Origin of the sequence: Nitrosopumilus sp. b3, from assembly GCF_014078525.1 — an archaeon.
Lineage (GTDB): Archaea > Thermoproteota > Nitrososphaeria > Nitrososphaerales > Nitrosopumilaceae > Nitrosopumilus.
On sequence record NZ_MU078693.1, the window covers coordinates 20,217 to 41,355 of the forward strand.

Genomic DNA, 21,139 nt, shown 5'->3' on the forward strand with positions numbered 1-21,139 from the left:
CCTTGTTCAATTATTTAGGAGGTTTTTGTCTAACGATGAAAATAAACATGATTCCGATCGCAATTCCAATAATAACACCAATTGCAATTCCTGTACTAAAAGATGAATCAGATTCTGTAGATGAATTAGATTTGGTTTGAATAGTAGATATATTTTCAGAGATTTTCTGAGGCGTTGTTTTATTTTCATCTTTCAAATCAGGAATCATAGTTTCAGATTCAACTTTGGTTTGTTGATTGTTTGACAACATCTCTGGAGAAATATTAGTGAATTTAGAAGATAGTGTAATTGATTCAGTTGTTGAATTTCCACCAAACAAGGTTGAATGAGTCAAAAGTGTGTATGTACCTGTTTGATTTATTGGGACGTAAATTACTGTTGAAGTATCATCTTTATTTTTTACAGGGAAAAAGCCACCCCCTTGACTGAAAAGAGAATTGCCCAACCAATCAAGGGAAGGCCATTTAAGAAAATGACCAAAAACTCCTGAAGGAACATTTGTCTGTATTATTTTGCCTGAGGGATCCATTACAAATACTGCAAGATTTGTATCATCACTAATCCAGGATAGTTCTATTGCACCAGAATTTATCGATTCATTTTGAATATCAAAATAATATTGTCTCCAATCACCTGCCATGTAACGATTAACCATATCAAATGCACCTTTGGTGTACCCATTTCCATAAAGTATGTCATCACTTTGTTTTCCTTTAATCAGTATCGTAGTTTCATTTTCAATTACAGGTTGTTTGATCACAAAAGATACTGGGGCATTTACAGTATGTCTATCACTTTCAAATGTTAAAAATCCTTGATAAACACCAGTTTGAAGATCATTTGGAGTTATCAATGTGACATCAACAGTAGCTGAATCTTTTGCAGGAACAGATAGTGTTTCAGATTCTGGCCACAACATAGACCAATTATCTTTCTGATAATAACTTGTAGAAATTGTATAATCCATAGAGGTAGAGTTTTGTTTTGTGTCACCTAACCAATAGGAATATCTAGTAGGGACTGGATAAACTCCAACTAATGGAATACCATCAAATTTTTCATTAGGATCTGAAACTCTTAATTCTTGAACTGTTCCCCAAGAACCAGCTCTATTTATCATAGATAATTCATCACTGGTGATTTTTGTATCATTGTTGTTATCAATCCAGTCATAAAGATACAATGAAGAAATTTTGAGATCGTCTGCATATACTTTAGATGTACTATTCATAAAATTACTAAATGGAAAATTAACATTTACTATCATTAATGATGAATCATCAGGGATTGGATTTTGTTCATTAAAAAAATCACCAACTGTTTTATGATTGGTTACATCTGATAGTTTTACATAATTTGGAATGAATGTATCAGTTTTATTCAAAATAGAGTCTTGCTGTCGTGGAATTGTTTTCCCATCAAATTGATTTTTTGTGATTAATGACAAAGTTTGTGATTTTACATTAATAGAAAGTGTTTCATTGTTTGGATTATTAACAGTAAAAGTCGCAGTAGTTCTATCACCTGGACTCAATTGACCTCCAAACCAACTAGTCATTGAAATAGAATGAGATGGGAGTTGGAATTGTTCAAATCCAATTGCAGTTGAATTGATGTTTTCAATTGCAGGCTCAAGAACTTTTTTGATATTATCATATGATTTATCATTATGCACTATGAAAATACCATCATTTCCATGAACATAATCCAAGGCAGATTCAACATTAACCAGTCCTGAGCCCTGAGTGAATGCATCATTTTGTAGATCTGTTGCAGTTGACATTAGAATATTTTTAATCAAAAATGGATCATATTCTTGGGATTGTTTTTTCAATTCTTCCATTAGAATTGCAGCACTTCCAGATACTAATGGGGCTGCCATACTGGTTCCCCCAAATAATGAAAAAGATTCATCTTTGGAATCTTTTTTAATTTTGATTACATTTGATGGTGTAAAGCCATGAGCACCAATACTCATTATGTCAGGCTTTGGATCTCCTATGGTTCCAGGACCTCTACTTGAAAAATCAACAACATGATCATGATGGGTTGTAGTATTTCCAAATCGTGGTTGATCTTTGAATGGACCATATCCAACAAATACATTGTTTGTTGTTGCACCCACTGAAATTCCAAAAGGTGATGCATTAGGTAACCCAATTGTTCCATATCCATGTCCAGAATTTCCTGCACTGGAGATTATTGTAATTCCAGGATAATCATCATCTAATGAATAAGGAGTAACAAGTACACTGAGAATTAATGATAATACATCCATTCCAGGTGATGAATTAAAAGATGGGAAATTTGAAACTCCCCAACTATTAGAAATTATGTCAACTTTTGGTTTACCTGAAAATTTCCAAGAGTGATCTTCATTTTCAAATCCTGCAGACCATAGCCATCCATAAACTGTATCACCAAACCATAATGCTTTTACTGGTACAATCTTTGCATCAGGTGCTACACCAATAATAGAATGTTTTTCGGTATTGTTATAGATATCATAGATTTCTTGACCTCTAGAAGTAATTGATGCAGCACTGGAGGTTCCATGACCCATAAAATCAGTCATTATCCCAAAAAAGTTTCCTTCCGGATCTAATCCAGGCAATAATGTACCGTTAATTGCCTTTAGTGTATCATCGATGTCAGTCACATTATTTCTAATTACACCATAAACATCAAGAACTTGTGCACCAAATGTTCCTGCACTATAATCATTTTTTCCATCATTATTAGAATCATAAACAAGGAATTCTTTGCCACTACCTAACACTATTGGCTTTTCATCAGTAAAATCAAAATCATAATTTGGTTTCTGACCGGGTTTTAGATCAAATCTAGTGTAATCTTCCCACGACGTACTAAGATCAGGAATCATGGTGTCATAAACACCTGAAATGAATGAATCAACTACAAGAACTGGTACGACTTGAATCCTAGCTAAAGGTCCTTGTAATCCTCCCTGATAAATAACACCGAGATGGTACACACCACTTTTTGATTTTATATAATTTCTATTGTCATTTCCAATTTTCATATCTTTGTCTAAAGTTCCATTAAAAATAGGGGACGAGCCAATTTGTGGAAAAAATGAATTGTAAATTGGGATTTTACTTCCTTTACCACCTTGAGAGACATCTAGAAAAACTCCATCTTTAGTCACATATGCTGATGAAGTCATTTCTGATGGAACTGGTTTGCTGTAATTTCTAATAATTTCGCTATTATCAATATAGGCAAAAAAAGTTGCATTTGTTAGAACAATCCCCTGTCCATCAGGATCAAGCATTATAGGATGATTGATTTTATCTCGTGCGAGTGAGTGTTGAATATCAGGATTTGAGAAATCAACTCCAGTGTCAACAATTGCAATTACAGTACCATTTCCTGATGCATCATATTTTTTTTTAGCAATACTGGAACCTGTGATCTCACCAATTCGAGAAGAATCTGAAATTATATTTGCAGACAAATGAAAATCTAATTTTGAATCCTCAATAACATTGAAGCCTTGGGAAATCAAATTAGTAGCTGATTGTTCAGAAAGAACCGAGACATAAAAAAATCCATTTTCTGATTGAATTCCATATAATGAATTATTTTTTAAAAAATCAGTATCTTGTGTGTTTGCTCCAAAAATTAGATATCTTTTAAAATCGTTTTCTTTAAAAAAATTAGAATCTATTTTTAATATTTCCGAATCAAATATAATTTTATTTTCATTTTTATCTAAAATTAAATCTCCAGGAGTTAATGCATACGAATTAGTCAATACAAAAGAGAAAAGAACTATTGAAAAGAAAATAGCCGCTCTGGGCATCAGTTAATTTATTTTACTTGTATTATTATAACTATCTTCGTCTGGTAAGAATAGTTACCTGTAATGCAACAATTAATCCAATTGATGCTATAATTGGCAACATTAATGCATTAAGTTGAGAAGATGCCTCCGTAATGAATTCAACAGAAGTTGAAATCGTCCCAATATTTTCATCAATCTGAACACTTGCACGATCTAAAGTTGTATCAAATCCTGCAATTTCTGATTTGAGTACATTGAGTTCTTCTGAGGTCTCATCTAGAATAGAATTTAATGTGATAATTTGTTCTGAAATTCCACCAAGATCTTGTCTTAGAACGTTAGTTGCCGCAGAACCATGCGATGTTGTTCCCTGACTAAATGCAACTACATGAAACACATGAGTTCCTTCTTCTCTTGGAACATAATCAACAAAGTATAATCCCTGATGAAGAGTCTTAAATGAATTTGATAAAGGAATGGAAATTCCAGAAGGCAGGTGTACATGTGTAGTTCCTAATAATTTTGAAGGTTCATTTCCAATTAAGAGACCATCACTAGTAGTTTGCACAAATACTCGAATAGGATGATTAATTGCAGCAGTTTCAGGTGCAAATACTAGAGTATTTACAATTCTTTCAACAGGCACATCAACTAGTTCTGTTGTGGATGAAAACTTTACATCGATTTTTTGGGATATTCCATTTTGTTGTGTACTAATTACTTCTACAGTGTATGTACCATAAGGAAAATTCGTGGATGGTTGTGGCCATGTAAGTAATCCATAATTGAAGGAGCCATCTGACTCGGTTGTTATTTGATCAAATTTTGCAATAGATTCATCAGGTGCAAATATTCGTAGTATTAGATTTTCTTCAGGCAATCCTTTTCCATAAACCTGTAAAGTATGAGAAGGTGCATACACCTTGCTATTTGTGAATAATTCCAGTTCTTCTGAAAATGAGTTCGGAGTATTGATAATTAATAATACAATTAAAACAGAAAAGAGAATTTGAAATTTCATTTTAATTAATTGTTAATTATCTCCTAGATATTACTTCTGGAAAAATTATTCATAACTTACGTTAAAGAGGATTCAAAAAAAAGAAAAAAAGGATAATGTGAACTAGTTTTCTTACTGTACAGTTATTGTTGTACTAACTGGTGGTGATAATGCCGTAGGATTATCAACTGATTCCCATACAAATGCGGTTGCTGTGTAGCTACCACTTTCGGTTGGAATCCATGATAATGCTGGGCTGAATGATTGACCGCTAGATAGTGAACCTGTAATCCATGCTAGTGAGACTGTAACACCGTTACCATCTTGAATCTGTACCAAGTATGCGAATGCTTGCTCTCTATCCTGACCATTTGCTAAGTCAGCGCTGATTTGTACCTGTTGGTCAACGGAGACAGTATCTAAACTGTTACCGAATGCATCAACGGTTCTCAAGTTAGCAGCTGGTGCTCTCTCGAGAGGTGGTACTACAGTGCCGATTAGTGAAGTGGCAGTAATATCAAGTTCATCTGCAGTTGTGTACGGATCTGGTAGTGTATTGTCCTCATATTCTGCGGTGACAGTGTCACCTTCTGCGACTCTGAGTCTGTGACCTGAAGATTCGTCAGTAGTTGTGAAGAACACAGTACCTTCGTAAATTCCGGTTGCCTCATTAGTCTCAGTTACAGTAAGGTCAATACCTCCGGCATCGGAGTCAGACCACACATCGACATCGAAGTTGTCGACTGCTTCTGGATCTAAGTTCATGTCTGGATCAATTACTCTTACAACACCTGTTCCGCTTGCTGGATAACTTGCTTCAAGCCACTGAACCTCACCAATATTCCATCTGATAAGTGCTGAACCGACTACAGTTTCATCCTCTGAGAATTCAAAGGAGACAGTAATTCCGTCATCATCATCAGCAGACAATAGTCCATCTGTTGGACCACTACCTGAGGAAGTTGTGGTTACTACATCATTACCTGAAGTACCTGTGGTACTGTCACCATCAGCATCATGTGTAAATCCAGTAAGGATAACCTCACCAGTAAAGATGCCTGTGTCAGTTCCAGTTTCAACAAGTTTATACTTGTCTAGATCAGCGCCTCTGGTTGCGACTTTGATTGGATCGAGATCAGTGTTACCGATTTCGTCAACTAAGTCACTATCAAAGTTGTGATCTGGTGCTACAATAGTGATATAGACTTTGTCAGTCCATGTGTAAACTTTTTGGTCAAGTTCTACAGTTGCTCCGAAGTTAGAAGTGAATATTGTCAAGTTGACATCTTCATCTTCATTGCCTACATAGTCAGCTCCTGATGGACCCCAGTCAGTATATTCGAGGACAATTTCTTCTCCTCTTTCTAACTTGTCACCATCTAATTCTTCTGGGATTTCGATAACAATCTGGAAGATACCAGTAGAGTCACCTGTTTCTCTAAAGTTAAGTGGTTCTGGGTCAAATGTTGCTCCTTCGCCGTCAGCGTCACCCATGGTGACAGTAGCGGCATCAGAGTCCCATTCAATCAAGTCCAAGTCATAGGTCTCAGCCTGGTCATTATCCAAATCTAAGTCTGGCTCAATGAGGGTCAAGATCATGTCGGATCCAATAATGTAAACTGATTTGTCGGATTGCAGTACACCGTTTCTTAGGTCAAATGTAGCAGAGTCAGTAACAGTATTGACATCACCTGATGCATCAGCTGGATCAGTGTATTCTACTTGGAGAATGTCTCCTTGTAAGATACAGTAATCACCTGATGTTGCGGCAATATCAAATCTGTCTGTTTCTGCTGTTGTGGTGGCACCATTAAGTGCAGTCCAGGTATCTGTTGTACTTGGACATGTTGTACTTGCTGGGCCATCAGTATATCTGACTGTGATATCGATTTCGAAGATACCTGCGTCTGGGGCAATTTCACTTATTGGACCAAATGCTCTTGTTGATTTGTGAGCATCGCCTGTTGTTGATTGGTCAGTATCAATTGTACCGTCCAATGCATCAGGACCACCAGCATAACCGAGTGTGACTTGTGAAGCACCTCTGATAACAGAGACTTTCACTGGTCCTACTCCTGCTGTGCTGTTTTGGGCAATAGTGTCTTCACCAGATGCGGATACATCAAAGTCTGGATCGTTAACTCTAACGTGGATAGTAAGGTCACCATCAGCTAAGAATTCACCACTGTCTAAGCCTTGAGTTCCGGTTCCACCACTGGTACTAGATCTTGCTGTACCTGCAGTGTTCATTCCACTTGCATGGATTGGGAAAAGGGCTCTTCCGTTTGGTGATGTCTCAGTTGTTTGGGCTGTAAAGTCTGACTCAACACCAAATGGTACTGGGTAGACAGTTCTATCAAGACTTACTGATCCTGTGTTTGCACGAACTCCTGCGGAGTCGCCAACTTCAATGACCTCACCAGATGCATCTCTAAAGTCAACATAGTTAACTTCAATGTCGAGGCCAGTTACTGTTTCAGCAGCAGTGGCATCGGCTCTACACCATAGGTTTGGAATCTGGAAGTCACCAACAAAGACGCCTGAATCCTTGCTTGTTTCAACTAGAGTAAATCCAGTTGCACCAAGTCCGGTATCATCAGATGATGCACCAGTTAAGGTTCCAAGACATGCATTTGTTGGAGTAGTCCATCTTTGATCATCAAATGTGACATCAAGTAGTCTGCCGAGTTCATCACCGTTTGACAGTGTGATGGAGGTACCGCCAGTTGTGACGTTACCTGAACCAACTGCATCAGTGTTTTGATCACCGGCTGCTTGTACTACTGTATAGATATCAATAAGATCAGAGTCTACGTTAAGGTCTAAGTCTTCAAGTGTAATTGTAACTGTGTCAGCAGTTTTGTAGGAATTTCCATCAAATGAAACAACACCAGAGTGACTTGGTGCTTCTTCTTGATCAGCTATTTGTGTAGATACACCATCTGCACCAAGATCAAGATAATTGACTCTTGGAGCATCCTCATCAGTCAAATCTTCAATTACAATGAAAGTTGGATCACTGGCAATTGGAGATAGGCCTGTGTAAGTTGATGCGTCTAGTACATTGAGCTGATTAATCATGATATATTCAAGTGAACCTTCAAAGGTACTTGTATTATCACCAGTTTCTTCCAATTCGGCTCTGATAATTTGGTTGGCAATTCTTGTGCCTGCTGCCAAACCATCTTTCTCGAATCCGAAAGACATGAAGTCAACAACAAATGATTCTTTTGCATCAACGGTTATTTCGTCGCTAAATGCAAGCAAGAGACCAATTTGATCTGTTGAAGTTGTGAAACTTGTTTCAAATAATCCTCTTGCAATATCAGCTGTGGAGTTTAGATTGACTAATCCACTTTGTGGGCTGATGTCATCTGCAATCTTAAAGATACCAATTGTTCCATCTGTTAGGTTACCAGCGCCAGAGGTTCCAACAATGATTTCGGAGCCTGCGGTGACGTTTAGTAAGTAAACATCAAGAGTACCGGTAGTAGTCATACTTCTAACATCTACATTAAGGAAGTTAAATCCATGGAAACGTGGAGATGCTGTACTATTACCGTTTTTAATTGTTGATCTTAAGTCTGCGATTGTTGTTTCTAAATCGATCCATGTTGCGTTTACTTGGGATTGCTCATTATTTCCCTCAATATTAAAGGAAGTACTATTTTGTACAATAGCTCTTTGTGAGAACTTTTGTACAGTAGTAGTTGCTGTAATATTGGCGAAATTTGTAGCATCAAGTGCTGATCCAGTGTTTGGCTGGTCATATGTATTTCCAGCAGCGACTGTGTTGGTACTGAAGTTAGCAAATACAAATTGAGCTTTAGTGTCAGATCCAGTTCCTACTTCACCAAGTGTAAATGGATCACCAGTTTGTAGTGCTGGGATCAATGATACATTTGGATCATTTAGGTCTAAATCTTCATCTACTCTACTGTTTTTGTTAGCATCACTATCAACGAGGACTAGAGGAATCTCTTCACCAGAGTTCCATTCGTCATCAACGCTTTGGATATCGATTGTTCCAAATTCAAATCCTACTAGAACTGTAACTGGAGTTTCGTTATAATCAATAGTTGCAGAGGTGCCTCTTTTGGCAGTGCTTGTAACTTTGAGTACGGAATCATCTGATTCATCATATGTTCCGAAAACACCAGTGTTTGGTCCTTGTTCAGTTATTGTGACTGGCTGAGTGCTAATACCTAAACCTGCTGCAGTTGTAGAGGTGGCACAAGTTGCTGCTGATTGAGCACTAGTACAAGTAATGACAGAGTCATCATTGTCCTGAAGTGTCAAAACATTAGCAGTTGAGCCTTGGGTATTAACATTGACTATGAGGATACCATTATCCTCTATCATCATATTAGGTAGGGTTGGTTTAATGTTAATTATACCACCTGCTGTACCTGCACCATCTTCAACACCGTTTTCATCAAAGACTTGGTAGTTTACTGATACACCATCACTATCTGATGCTGCAACATCTGAAGCATCATAAGTAGAGTTTGTACCAAATGTCCAAGAGTCTTCGTCAGTTGGATCTATGTTTAACCATAAATCAGTAACTGTAACGTGTACTTGAGCATCTCTAGTATAGACTGATCTATCTAGTTCTGCACTGGCAAATTGATCTACAGAATCAAAAGTAAGTGTTGTTGATTGAACACCACCACCTTTGTTGTACTGTACAACAACGTTACCAGTTGGGTTTAATTGATAGAGTTGGATGAATGGCCACAGACCAGTTAGTTGTGCAGTAGTTTCTGTACCGGCACCAAGACCAATTTGTCCAATAGCATCACCTGTTAGTGATGTATTTGGATCTTTTGCTTCTCTAACAACATTGTTAGTTCCGTTACCACCAAGTCCAGGACCAGCGGCAGTACATGCGACGGTGATTGCACCGCCAGTTGCTGTACCGTTCTGACCGAAGCCAGCTGCACCTGATGCTGGGATAGCTATACCAACAGTTTCTCCAATATCGAAACCGATGTAACCATCAGTGGTATCAGAGTTGTTACAAAATGTACCAAAGTCTAATCCTTGACCTGATACACCAGTAACAGTAGAGTCTGCAATGGATGCTTGTTTTCTGTCTGCAAAGTAACCATACCAGTTACCATCAACTGCTTGAATCATTCTAAGTTTCTTGCCGTTAATAGTAACATCTGGTTCACCTTTTGCCTCATCAGTGTCGTTAATATCTGAATCAATGATCACGACCTCAATTACTTGAGGTCCTGACATGTAGTTATCAAACTGTGAGTTTTCTGCGGAAACAAATAGGTTAGCGTTGGCTGCATGAGCTGCAGGCATTACACCTGGAATAGCAAATGTCAGTCCACCGGCAACCATAATTGTCATTAATGTAAGACTAGTTATTTTACGTCCTATTTCGTTATTCATGTTATTAGCATTTTTCTTTAAAGTTTGTATTTAAGCCTAATGGACAATTTGTCCACAATATAGGCAAATATTGAGATAATTTCATATATTTTTTAATTATTTTATAATTCTCATAATATTTTACTAATTTAATTCTAAATATCATTAAATTATATTAATGATCTGTATATTTTGCATTTATTTTAATTGATTTATGTAAATATTACAGGCTATTTTTAAGCCTTGATCTCTTTGCCTAGGAGACTTTTGTATAATGCAATAGCATCAGATTCATCTTTAGGTCCAACTACAACAGCTGAGCCTTTCTTCATAAAACTTACTGATAACTCATTAGTTCTTAGAGACAAACCAAGTCCCCCTTGATTATCTATAATGAATCCTTTTTCTTTTGCAATGTTAGTTACAGCATTTACATCAAGATCAAATGTGTCAGTAGGAGTAATAGAGTAAGTTCTTTTTCCTCTGTTTCTTCCACATAATTCTTCCAAGATCAATTCCTCTTTTGGAACAACTTCAAGTTTTCCTGTTCCACAAATTGGACACTCATCAGCCCTAAATGTTTTAACAGAATTAAAATCTAGATTTTCCAAATCAATGTGTAAAATTTTTTCAGAAAGGGATGGTTTTTTTCCAATAATAATTTTTACAGCTTCTGCAACTTCAATTCCACCAACTATTGAAAGAATTGATGGATGTACACCTTCAATACTACATGTTGGCATTGTATCCTCATTAAGATCAGGGAACATGCAATAGTAACATGCAGATACTTTTGGAATTACAGTAAAAGCTTGTCCTGAAACCCCAACTGCAGCTCCTGTAACAAACGGAATTCCAAACTTCACACAAGCCTTATTCAATGCATATCGTGCATTAACACTATCAAGTGCATCAATTACAACATCGCACCCTTCAACAACTTCAAGTGCAGTATAATCATTAACAGAAACTGCAAGTGCTTCTATATTGCATTCAGGATTTAATTTTTGTAATTTTTTTGCAGCTATTTCTACTTTAACTTGACCTACATCACCCTCATCAAACATTGTTTGTCTATGCAAGTTTGATAATTCTATTACATCTCTATCAACAATTCTCAAAGTTCCAACTCCCATCGCAGCTAGTCTTGATGTAATGGGATTTCCCAAACCACCGGTTCCAACAACACAAACTTGAGCATTTTTTAATTTTAGTTGGCCATTATAACCAATTTCCTCCAACATTACTTGACGTGAAAATTTATCAAGTTCTTTTGCAGATAGTTCTTCAGAGCCTCCAGCAACTGCAGGTAAAATGTAAACCTCATCACCATCTTTTAGATCTGTTTTCATGCCATCAGAGAATTTTGCATTCTTTCCGTTGATATAGATATTAATCAATGAGCGGGGTGTTCCATCACTTTCCAATACACGCCTCTTAAAATCATCACCCATCAACTCAGAAATTTTGGTAAATGCATCAGTAAGTGAATCAGCTGAAATTTCAGTCTTTTTCTCGCCTCCACTTTGATTCAACACAGAAGGTATTGTGAATATGATGTTTGCCACTAGTTTACTACCGCCGAGATTTCAGATATGTCTGCTTTCATTACTTCAGGTTTCTTCAAAACCTCCATGATTGATTCTGTTGCTTTCAGACCATTACCAGTTACATAGCATACTACTTTATCATTTGCATCAATTTTTCCTTGCTCTACCATTTTTTGAAGAACCGATATTGAGACCCCACCTGCAGGTTCAGTGAATATTCCTTCAGTTTGTGCAAGCAGTAAAATTGCATCAAGGATTTCTTTATTGTTGCATTCTTCAGCAAAACCATTGTATTGGGCTAATCGTTTTAGAACATACCTGCCATCACCAGGATCGCCTATTGCTAAACTTTTTGCTACAGTATCTGGATTCTCTACTGGGATTACTTCTTTAGATTTATTCTTAAATGCATCAACTATGGGTGCACATCCATGTGGTTGTGCTGCAATCATATGCATGTTGGAAACATCATCAAGTAATGAAACGGTTTGTAATTCTTCAAAGCCTTTACAAATAGCATTAAGCATTGCACCACTTCCAACTGGAATCACCAGTTGATCAGGTAGTTGCCAATCAAGTTGTTCGGCAACTTCGAATGCAAATGTTTTTGATCCCTCTACATAATGGGATCGCATGTTAATGTTTACTATACCAATTCCTTTGCTATCACCAATTTGTGCAGCAATTCTGTTTGCATCATCATATGTACCATCAACTGCGATATAGTTTGCACCATAGGACAATGCTTGTGCAATTTTTGCCATTTCTATATTACTTGGAGCAAATACATGACAGGGTAATCCAGCCTTTGCTGCATGGGCAGCAGTAGCTGAGGCCAAATTACCAGTAGATGCACATCCAACAGCAGACAATACAAACTCTCGGGCTTTTGATACTGCAACACCTGCAGGCCTATCCTTGAATGAAAATGTAGGATTGACAGAGTCATTTTTGATGTAGAGGTTGTTTAATCCTAATTTTTTTCCAAGATTATCAGCTTTGATTAGAGGGGTCATTCCAGCTCCAATACTGACAATGTTGGATTTTTTCTCTATAGGTAGTAATTCAAAATACCTCCAATAGGTATGTTCACGATTTGCAAATGTATTTTTGGTGATTGTAGGAAAGTCATATTTTACATCAAGTGGTCCAAAGCACTCATCACAAATATACTTGAATGCATTTTCATACTCCTTTTTGCATTCCCTGCATTGTAATGAAGTTCTAGTCAAGACTAATTCTTTCCATCAAAGTATAGATAAAAAATCCTAATATCAAGTTAAGTAGTACTTAATTTTCCATAATAAAAAGTATAATGAAAAAAACCAATAATCAATATGAAAAATACAAAAAATAATAAAATTTTGAAAAAAAATAATCAATATGAAAAATTTTTGAGAATTTCTATTATGAGTAAGGTTTTTACTGATTTTTGAGATACTGCTTGGTGTGAAATATAGCAAGATCATAATCCCCGTTGGAATAATAATAATTTTCAGTATAGTAATTTTTGCTACAACTAATCAAGAATCAAAAACCATGGAAGTAGAAGATATCCTAGATAAAGAAGTAAGACAGAATGAAGATAGCAATCCAGAGATAGAATCAAAACTAGATGAAATAGAAAAAATTAATTTAGAAAATGAATATACTCCAAAAGAAAGGGAATGGATTACTTCAGGTCCATTTCAGATTGATCGAAGTGAGTATGTTCTAGGTGAGAAAATTTTTCTGAGAATGGGAGGTCTTGGGTTTGATGAAAAAGGACAAATTGTTTTTCTAAGACCAATGAATAGTACGCATTATTCAGTTTATTTTACAATTCCATTTGATGGCTCTGAGAAATCTGCATTCAATTACTATTTGGAGCCTCAACTATCAAAAAGAAATGGTTACTGTTCAGTTGATGCTTTTATTGGTGATTGGAGAGTTGTTTTTAGAGGAACTGATTATCCAAATTTAGAATTTAAAATAAACGAAAAGATTTTGCCAGGTGAAGAAGAAGATTATCAACCAGTTTGCTAATTGAGTGTATTATGAAAACAAACTCTTTCACCCAAGTGACATGCAGGTCCTGATGGTTCAACAAGATAAATTATTGCATCTGAATCACAGTCAACTAAAATTTCTCTAATCTTTTGAGTATTTCCAGATTCTTCACCTTTCATCCAAAGTTTATTTCTAGAACGGCTCCAAAACCATGAGTTCCCAGTTTTTTTTGCTAATTCCAGAGATTCTTTGTTGGTATAAGCTAGAGTCAAAACATCTTTTGTGTTTGCATCCTGAACAATTACTGGAACAAGGCCTCCACTTTTTTCAAAATCTATATCATCAATGGATTTTTTCATGTAGTTAATTTTGAAATAGGTTTTATAACCTTACAGGAATTTCTTTTTCTTTTAGGTAAATTTTTACTCCTTCCACACCATGAGTTTGATAGTGAAAAATTGAAGCTGCCAAAACTGCATCCACATTTGTTTTTTGAAATACATCAACCATATCATTTGGTTTTCCACATCCACCTGATGCAACTACAGGAATAGAAACAGAGTCGACAATTGATTTTGTAAGTAATATATCATAACCATCTTTAGTACCATCTCTATCAATACTTGTAAGTAAAATTTCTCCAGCACCTAATTGATCTGCCTTTTTTGCCCATTGTATTGCATCGATTCCAGTTCCTTTCTTTCCACCAAAAATGAAAACCTCAAACCAGAATTTTCTATCATCGTCGGAAAAAATAGTCACATTTTCTTTTACATAATAGTTTCTTTTTGCATCAATTGCAACTACAATGCATTGACGACCAAACAATTCCATTAGTTCAGTAATAATTTGTGGATTGTTTATTGCTCCTGTATTAATCCCAACTTTGTCAGCACCATTAAGTAAAATATTTCTGGCATCTTCTAATGATTTAACGCCACCCCCAACAGTAAATGGAATATCAATTACTGATGCAACACTTCTAACTAAATCTTTGATTGTTTCTCTTTGCTCATCTGATGCAGTAATATCTAAAAATACTAACTCATCAGCACCCTCATCACTATATTTTTTAGCCAATTCGACTGGATCACCGGCATCCTTTATTGATTCAAAATTTAGTCCTTTTACTACTCTGCCATTTTTAACATCAAGACATGGAATAATTCGTTTTGTTAAGGTCATGCTATTTTCTTTGCTTCCCCTATCGTGATCTTATTTTCATATAGAGCCTTACCCAGTATTACACCATATGGATTTTTTTCTTTAACATCTTTAACATCACCAACATTTGATATTCCACCACTGGCTATCACATTTATTTTATCAAGATTACAAGCCTGTTCTAAAAATTCCAAGTCTGGGCCTTCCATTGTACCATCACGACTTACATTTGTTAATAAAAATTCTGTAAAACCCATTTCAAGGAATTCTTTGATAGAGTCAATTAATTTAATTTCAGTTTTATCTTGCCAACCATGAATTACAATTTTCCCATCTTTGTGATCAACAGAAATAACAATTTTTTCAGGTCCTAAAGATAACAATAATTTTTTTAGTAAATTTTTGTCTTTAAATGCCAAAGTTCCAATTACAACTCTGTCACATATTTTGATTACATCAAAAATTAATGATTTATTTCTCAACCCACCTGCGACTTCAACAGGTATTGAAACTTGCTTCAAGATTTTCTTTATAATTGAAATGTTTGAGCCCAATCCCAAAGTTGCATCTAAATCCACAATATGTAACATATCAGCACCGTCGGCTTCCCATTTTTTTGCAATTTCTACAGGATCATCACTGTATACTGTTTTTTGTTTGGGATCACCCTTGTAAAGTCGAACTACTTGTCCATTCATTAGATCAATTGCAGGAATTATTTTCATTTTTTACACACATTTAGAAAATTCTTAATCATTATCTTTCCAACAGAGCTAGATTTTTCTGGATGGAATTGAGTACCAATAAAATTATCTTTCTCAACTACTGCAGGAACCTTGATGCCATAATCAGAGACAGCAGTAATTACATCATCAGAATTTGGTTTGACTCTATAAGAATGTACAAAGTAAACCCATGAACCATCATCAACACCTTCAAGTATTTTTCCTGGTTTTTTAATTTCAAGATCATTCCAACCCATATGTGGGACTTTTAGTGTTGGTGGAAGTACAATTACTTCACCATTAATTACATTCAATCCTTTTTCTTTCCCTTCTTCACTCTTTTCAAAAAACATTTCCATTCCAAGACAAATTCCAAGAACTGGTATACCTCCCACATAGTCTTTGAAATCGGTTTTAGAAAAATTTCTAATACTATTAATGGCAGGATCAAAGTTCCCTACACCGGGAAGTAGTAATCCAGAATAGTTGTTTGGTTCATCAAAGTTTGTAATTACATCAACTGTGGCACCTGCTTTTTCTAAAGAATTTTTCAAACTGAAAATATTTCCAGCTCCATAATCAAAGATTGCAACACTTGTCATTACATTGAACCTTTAGTACTTGGGATTCCTTTTTGCTTTTTATCCTTTGTAGAAGCATTTCTAAATGCAACAGCAAGTGATTTAATGGCAGCTTCAACTTTATGGTGATCATTATCCCCATACTTTACAGTAAGATGAATACAGCTGTTCAGGTTTTGCAGTAATGATTGAAAAAAATGTTCAAGATCTTCTTTAGAAACATCTTCAATTTTACTTCGTTTAATTAATAGAGTTGATTTCCAAAAGGGGCGCTTTATCAAATCAATTGATGCTTCAGCTAATGATTCATCCATCGGAACTGATGCATAACTAAATCTAGTAATCCCTACTCGTGATCCCAGTGCTTTATCAATTGCTTGTCCCAATGTAATTGCAGTGTCTTCAATTAGATGATGTTCAATTCCATCATTAGACTTTGCATTAATTTTTATATCCATCATACCATGTTTTCCAAAAGATACAATCAGGTGATCAAGAAAATTAATGCCAGTTTTGATGTTTGTTTTACCAAATCCATCAATATTTACAGCAACTTGAACGCTAGTTTCTTTGGTATTTCGATTGATTGATGCTTTTCTTGGGGCCATATTTCTCTCAGACTATAGAATTTGCTTTATTCTAAATTTAATACCTTTGGAAGTAAGTTAATTGAGTCCAATGCCAACATAGCACCATTTCTCTCAAATAATTCAAGTTTATCTTGAGGGTTTTTGCTAGTACCGATTATTCCACAAAAAATAGTTGGATGTCCCAAATCAGTGGCTTTTTTTGCCATGATAAAATCCTCCATTGAATCTCCTACATATAATGTGCAAGCACTATTCATACCACCTATTGAATCTAAAAGTGATTTAGGATTAGGTTTTGCAAGCTCTCTTGATTCATCCTCAAGAAAAAATGAATTTTTTAAATTAAATTTTTCTAATAATTCCTTTAATGAGTATCTTACAGATTCTTTTCCTCTACCTGTAACCATTGCAATTTTTGAATCAAATTTATTTTGTAATTTTTCAAGTAAAGAATCATTTAAAATCACATCATCTTGATCGATTAAACCTGGAAAAGTGAATTTAGATGGTTTTCCAAATAATTTTTGATACAATTGAGGACCATAAAAAATTTGATCAAAATTTTGATATAAAATATTTTCATGATGTGAGCCGGGATAAGATAATTGATTCTTAATTTCAGATATGTCAGTTAGACTTTCAAGATATTTTTCTACAGATTCAATACCTGATGAATCAGAATTTTTTATTACATCAAAAATAAAACTAGAAGGATCTTTTTGTAATTTTTTTGCTGCAACAAGGGAAATTATTGCAGCATATGTGAGATCAACTTCATCATTAAATCCACCAGTAGATTTGAATCCATCAATTATTTGAAAATCAATATCTATAGTATCATTAATTTTTGCAAAAGTCTCCAGAATATATTTAGTAGTTTTAATTATTGCCAAGTCATAAGATTTTGTAATATCAATTAAAACACCATCACAATCAAAAATTACTGCATCAATTTCATTTAATACATCAATACTTGAGTTATCAATGTAGATCCCGTTAGATTCTTTTGTTAAAGTCATCTCAATAAATCACGAATTGCAAGTAAGAATTTTGAATTCATCTCTTTAGTACCAATTGAAACTCTAAGACATCCTTCATGATTGCCAATTTTTCCTAATTTACGAATCGAGATTCCTTGCTCTGCAAGTGCTGCAAAGACCCTTTTGTAAGAACCATTAGCATCAAAAAGGACAAAATTAGCCTTGGAATCAAAGACTTCAAAGGAATCATATTTTCGTAAAGTATCGATAATTCTTTTTCTTTCAGTTTTGATGTTCTCTACTGCATCATTCATTAGATTTGATTTTTCTAAAGCTAAAATTCCAGATTCTATAGTAATAGTACTTAGAGGATATGGATATTGAAGCACGTTCATGAAAGTATCAGTGAATTTCTTATTTGCAATAAAATATCCTAATCGTAGTCCTGCCAAACCAAATGATTTTGATACTGTCTGAACAACAATCAAATTTTCATGATGTTTTACCATGTTAGCAAGAGAGTAATCACCAAATTCTCCATATGCTTCATCAATTATTACAAGACCCTCAAAAGATTTTATGAATTTTTGTAATACATTTTTTGGAAATTGAAATCCAGTTGGATTATTTGGTGAGTCAAGATAAAGGATATCTGCATCTTTGGATTGTTCAATGAAATCTTTAATGTCTAACTCCATATCATCTGAAAATGGAATTGCTATGATTGGAATTGAATATAATTTACAACGTTCTTCAAAAAATCCAAATGTAGGATTGGATGTAAGGACTTTGGTATCTTTTGATGCAAAATTAGAAAGTAATAAATCTAAAATTTGATCAGAGCCATTTCCAACACCAATCATTGAAGAAGGAATTTTTATGAATTTAGATATCATCTCAATTAATCGTTCTACTCCACCCAAAGGGTATTCTCTTACATCAGAATTTTTTTTAGCTGATAATAGTATGTCATTTTGAAATTGTTTAGGAATAACATAATTTTCATTTGAATCAAGTTTTACAGCATCTTTGAGAAGTTCAGGTTTTTTGTATCCTCCAATAGAAGAATATTTTTTAATTTTTTCATCAAACCAATTTTTTTTCATTTTAATCTTCCTCTAATTGACTCATAATGATTGAATAGACATTCGGCTTTTGTTAAAATTTGTAAAGGTTTTGAAAGTTTTGACAACGATGGTTTTGAGCATTTTACTTGTGTGCTGATTTTAATAAAATCCAAAATTGAAAGAGATCCTCGAATTTTAGCAAATCCACTGGTAGGAAGTATGTGATTTGAGCCTAAAATATAGTCACTAGCAGATGAGGGAGTATCACTTCCAAGTAAAATAAGACCAGAAGAAGTTATTTTTGAGGAAATTGATTCAGGTTTTTTTGTCATTATTTGTAGATGTTCAGGAGATAAAATATTTGCAAGTTTGATCATATCTGATTGTGTTTTACAAATTGCAATAAACCCATTATTTTTTAGACTAGATTTTACAAAATTTGCCCTTTGAATTTTTGGTAATAATTCAGAAACCATTTTGTTTACAGACTTTGCAAGTTTTTCTGAGGTTGTAATTAGATAACAAAAAGTATCGCTGCTATGTTCTGCCTGTGAAATCAAATCCAACGCAATAAATTTTGGATTTGCAGAATTATCTGCAATAATCCCTAATTCAGTAGGACCCGCAAGCATATCAATTCCAGTTTGTTCACTAACTAGAAATTTTGCACTAGTTACAAGTGCACCACCAGGTCCGACTATTTTATCAACTTTAGGGATTGTTCTTGTTCCATTTGATAATGCAGCAATTGCCTGAACGCCACCAGTTTTGTAAATTTCATGTGCACCACAAATATCTGCAGCAACAACTGTCAATGGATCAATTTTACCCTCAGAGTTTGGTGGAGATACAACTACAATTCTAGGCACTCCTGCAACTTTTGCGGGAATTATCGACATTATGGCAGAACTTGGATATCTGGCCAAACCTCCCGGAACGTAACAACCGACACTTTGAATTGGAATGAATTTTTTGATAATTTTGATTCCATCATTGTTAATTGTTTTATTTTTTAATAGTGACTTGATTGTAGATTCAGTTTTTTCCAATCTTCTTTTTGCTAAATGTAATGCATCAAGTTCAGATTTTGATATACTAGAATATGCATTTTTTATTTCAACTTTAGATAATCGAAATGAAGAGATGGTTGCCTTGGTGAATTTTTTTTCATATTTTCGTAATGCCTTATCGCCATTTTTTTTTACATCATTAATGATAGATTCAACAATTGATTTGTTTTTTTGAGGCTGTTTTGGAAGAATTTTAGATGCAAATTTTTCAATATTAGTTACTTTGATTATTCTCATCAATTTTCTTCGTCACGCTTGATCTCCTCAAGCTCAAGAATTTGGCGGGGTTCGTGAACTACAAGACCTTGAGCAATCTTTCGGAGTTTAGGAATAAGTTTGTGAAATTCTTCTTTTTTTATGACTGTGTTTATTCCAAACCATCCTTCTTCACTTAATGGGCTAACAGTTGGCTTTTTGAGCGAAGGCATCTCTGCTAAAAGTTTCTTGAGATTTTTTTCCTCTACATTAAGGTAAATGTGCAAATATTTTCTACCATGAACTGCACCTCTCAACAGAGTAACAATATCGAATATTTTTTCACGTTTTTTTGGATCTTTTAGAGATTGTTTGTTTACAATCAAATGTGCTGTAGATGTTAGAACCTCATCAACAATTTTTAGTTTATTTTGTTTTAGTGTTGTTCCAGTTTCAGTAACATCCATTATGGCATCAACATCCTCAGGAGGTTTTGCTTCAGTTGCGCCAAAGGATAAATGAATCTGAACATTTTTGTTTGTTCCCAATCGTACCCACGGTGTTACAATTAGAGGATCTTTGGAACCATGATATTTTTTGTAAGATTTTGATTGTTTTAAAAACTTAGAAGCAGTTGTGAGATATTCTGATGAAATGCGAAGTGTTTTTTTCTTTTTTCCATAATCTGCAATCATTTCATCGAGATTTTTATAACGATATTGATCAGGAAATGCAATTACTAATCTTATTTTTCCATATTCCAAATCCAACATAGCTTCAACATCAGAATTTGTTTCTCCTACCCAATCTTTCCCGGTAATTCCAACATCATACAATCCTTCTGCAACCATGGTTGGAATCTCTTGAGGCCTAAGCATCTTTACGATAATATTTGGATCATCCAAATATACTCGATAAGTTCTACTCTTTCGATTAACTTTAGTCCAAGATTTTTCTAATAATTTGAAAGTTGCATCTTCTAAACTTCCTTTGGGAATTGCAAATTTTACTTCAGTCATTTTCAATTTTTTC

At 34.8% G+C, this 21,139-nt stretch carries 15 protein-coding genes; 1 reads left to right on the top strand and 14 read right to left on the bottom strand.

The features are described 5' to 3' along the window. Positions 1-10: 10 nt before the first annotated feature. The 5 genes from C6990_RS00120 to C6990_RS00140 form a co-directional block, all read right to left on the bottom strand. A complete protein-coding gene (locus tag C6990_RS00120; protein ID WP_182127739.1) occupies positions 11-3,826 on the bottom strand; it encodes a S8 family serine peptidase in 3,816 nt (1,271 codons plus the stop codon). Between the two features lie 31 nt (positions 3,827-3,857). Further along, complete coding sequence (locus C6990_RS00125; RefSeq protein ID WP_182127740.1) at positions 3,858-4,829, bottom strand: methyl-accepting chemotaxis protein; 972 nt, start codon at positions 4,827-4,829, stop codon at positions 3,858-3,860. 111 nt (positions 4,830-4,940) lie between these two features. Beyond that, positions 4,941-10,217: a beta strand repeat-containing protein gene (locus tag C6990_RS00130; RefSeq protein ID WP_182127741.1), complete on the bottom strand. Its 5,277-nt coding sequence runs from the start codon at positions 10,215-10,217 to the stop codon at positions 4,941-4,943. A gap of 215 nt (positions 10,218-10,432) precedes the next feature. Next, complete coding sequence (locus tag C6990_RS00135; RefSeq protein ID WP_182127742.1) at positions 10,433-11,764, bottom strand: ThiF family adenylyltransferase; 1,332 nt, start codon at positions 11,762-11,764, stop codon at positions 10,433-10,435. Beyond that, positions 11,764-12,978 (bottom strand): threonine synthase, encoded by a 1,215-nt coding sequence (locus C6990_RS00140; protein WP_182127743.1) that lies wholly within the window; start codon positions 12,976-12,978, stop codon positions 11,764-11,766. The genes C6990_RS00135 and C6990_RS00140 overlap by 1 nt, the downstream gene beginning before the upstream one ends. 217 nt (positions 12,979-13,195) lie before the next feature. On the opposite strand from C6990_RS00140, the gene C6990_RS00145 reads away from it, so the two are divergent. After that, a complete protein-coding gene (locus C6990_RS00145; RefSeq protein ID WP_182127744.1) occupies positions 13,196-13,771 on the top strand; it encodes a hypothetical protein in 576 nt (191 codons plus the stop codon). On the opposite strand, the gene hisI is transcribed toward C6990_RS00145, so the two are convergent. The 9 genes from hisI to hisG are packed head-to-tail and all read right to left on the bottom strand — an operon-like array spanning position 13,768 to position 21,126. Beyond that, positions 13,768-14,094 (bottom strand): phosphoribosyl-AMP cyclohydrolase, encoded by a 327-nt coding sequence (hisI, locus tag C6990_RS00150; protein ID WP_182127745.1) that lies wholly within the window; start codon positions 14,092-14,094, stop codon positions 13,768-13,770. The two genes, C6990_RS00145 and hisI, sit on opposite strands and share 4 nt — an antisense overlap. 22 nt (positions 14,095-14,116) lie before the next feature. Then, entirely contained in the window at positions 14,117-14,920 is an 804-nt protein-coding gene (hisF, locus tag C6990_RS00155) for an imidazole glycerol phosphate synthase subunit HisF (RefSeq protein WP_182127746.1), read from the bottom strand. Then, positions 14,917-15,624 carry a 1-(5-phosphoribosyl)-5-[(5-phosphoribosylamino)methylideneamino]imidazole-4-carboxamide isomerase gene (hisA, locus tag C6990_RS00160; protein ID WP_182127747.1) on the bottom strand — a complete coding sequence of 236 codons (708 nt, stop codon included), beginning with the start codon at positions 15,622-15,624 and terminating at the stop codon, positions 14,917-14,919. The genes hisF and hisA overlap by 4 nt, the downstream gene beginning before the upstream one ends. After that, positions 15,621-16,226: an imidazole glycerol phosphate synthase subunit HisH gene (gene hisH, locus C6990_RS00165; RefSeq protein ID WP_182127748.1), complete on the bottom strand. Its 606-nt coding sequence runs from the start codon at positions 16,224-16,226 to the stop codon at positions 15,621-15,623. Before hisH ends, hisA begins: the two co-directional genes overlap by 4 nt. After that, positions 16,226-16,813 (bottom strand): imidazoleglycerol-phosphate dehydratase, encoded by a 588-nt coding sequence (locus tag C6990_RS00170; protein WP_182127749.1) that lies wholly within the window; start codon positions 16,811-16,813, stop codon positions 16,226-16,228. Before C6990_RS00170 ends, hisH begins: the two co-directional genes overlap by 1 nt. Before the next feature lie 26 nt (positions 16,814-16,839). Continuing rightward, positions 16,840-17,814: an HAD family hydrolase gene (locus tag C6990_RS00175; protein WP_182127750.1), complete on the bottom strand. Its 975-nt coding sequence runs from the start codon at positions 17,812-17,814 to the stop codon at positions 16,840-16,842. Next, the gene (hisC, locus tag C6990_RS00180; protein WP_182127751.1) at positions 17,811-18,881 is read right to left on the bottom strand and encodes a histidinol-phosphate transaminase; all 1,071 of its coding nucleotides are present in this window, start codon (positions 18,879-18,881) and stop codon (positions 17,811-17,813) included. Before hisC ends, C6990_RS00175 begins: the two co-directional genes overlap by 4 nt. Continuing rightward, entirely contained in the window at positions 18,878-20,149 is a 1,272-nt protein-coding gene (gene hisD / locus C6990_RS00185) for a histidinol dehydrogenase (RefSeq protein ID WP_182127752.1), read from the bottom strand. The genes hisC and hisD overlap by 4 nt, the downstream gene beginning before the upstream one ends. Next, on the bottom strand, positions 20,149-21,126 hold the full coding sequence (gene hisG / locus C6990_RS00190; protein WP_182127753.1) for an ATP phosphoribosyltransferase: 978 nt from the start codon (positions 21,124-21,126) through the stop codon (positions 20,149-20,151). Before hisG ends, hisD begins: the two co-directional genes overlap by 1 nt. Positions 21,127-21,139 lie beyond the last annotated feature (13 nt).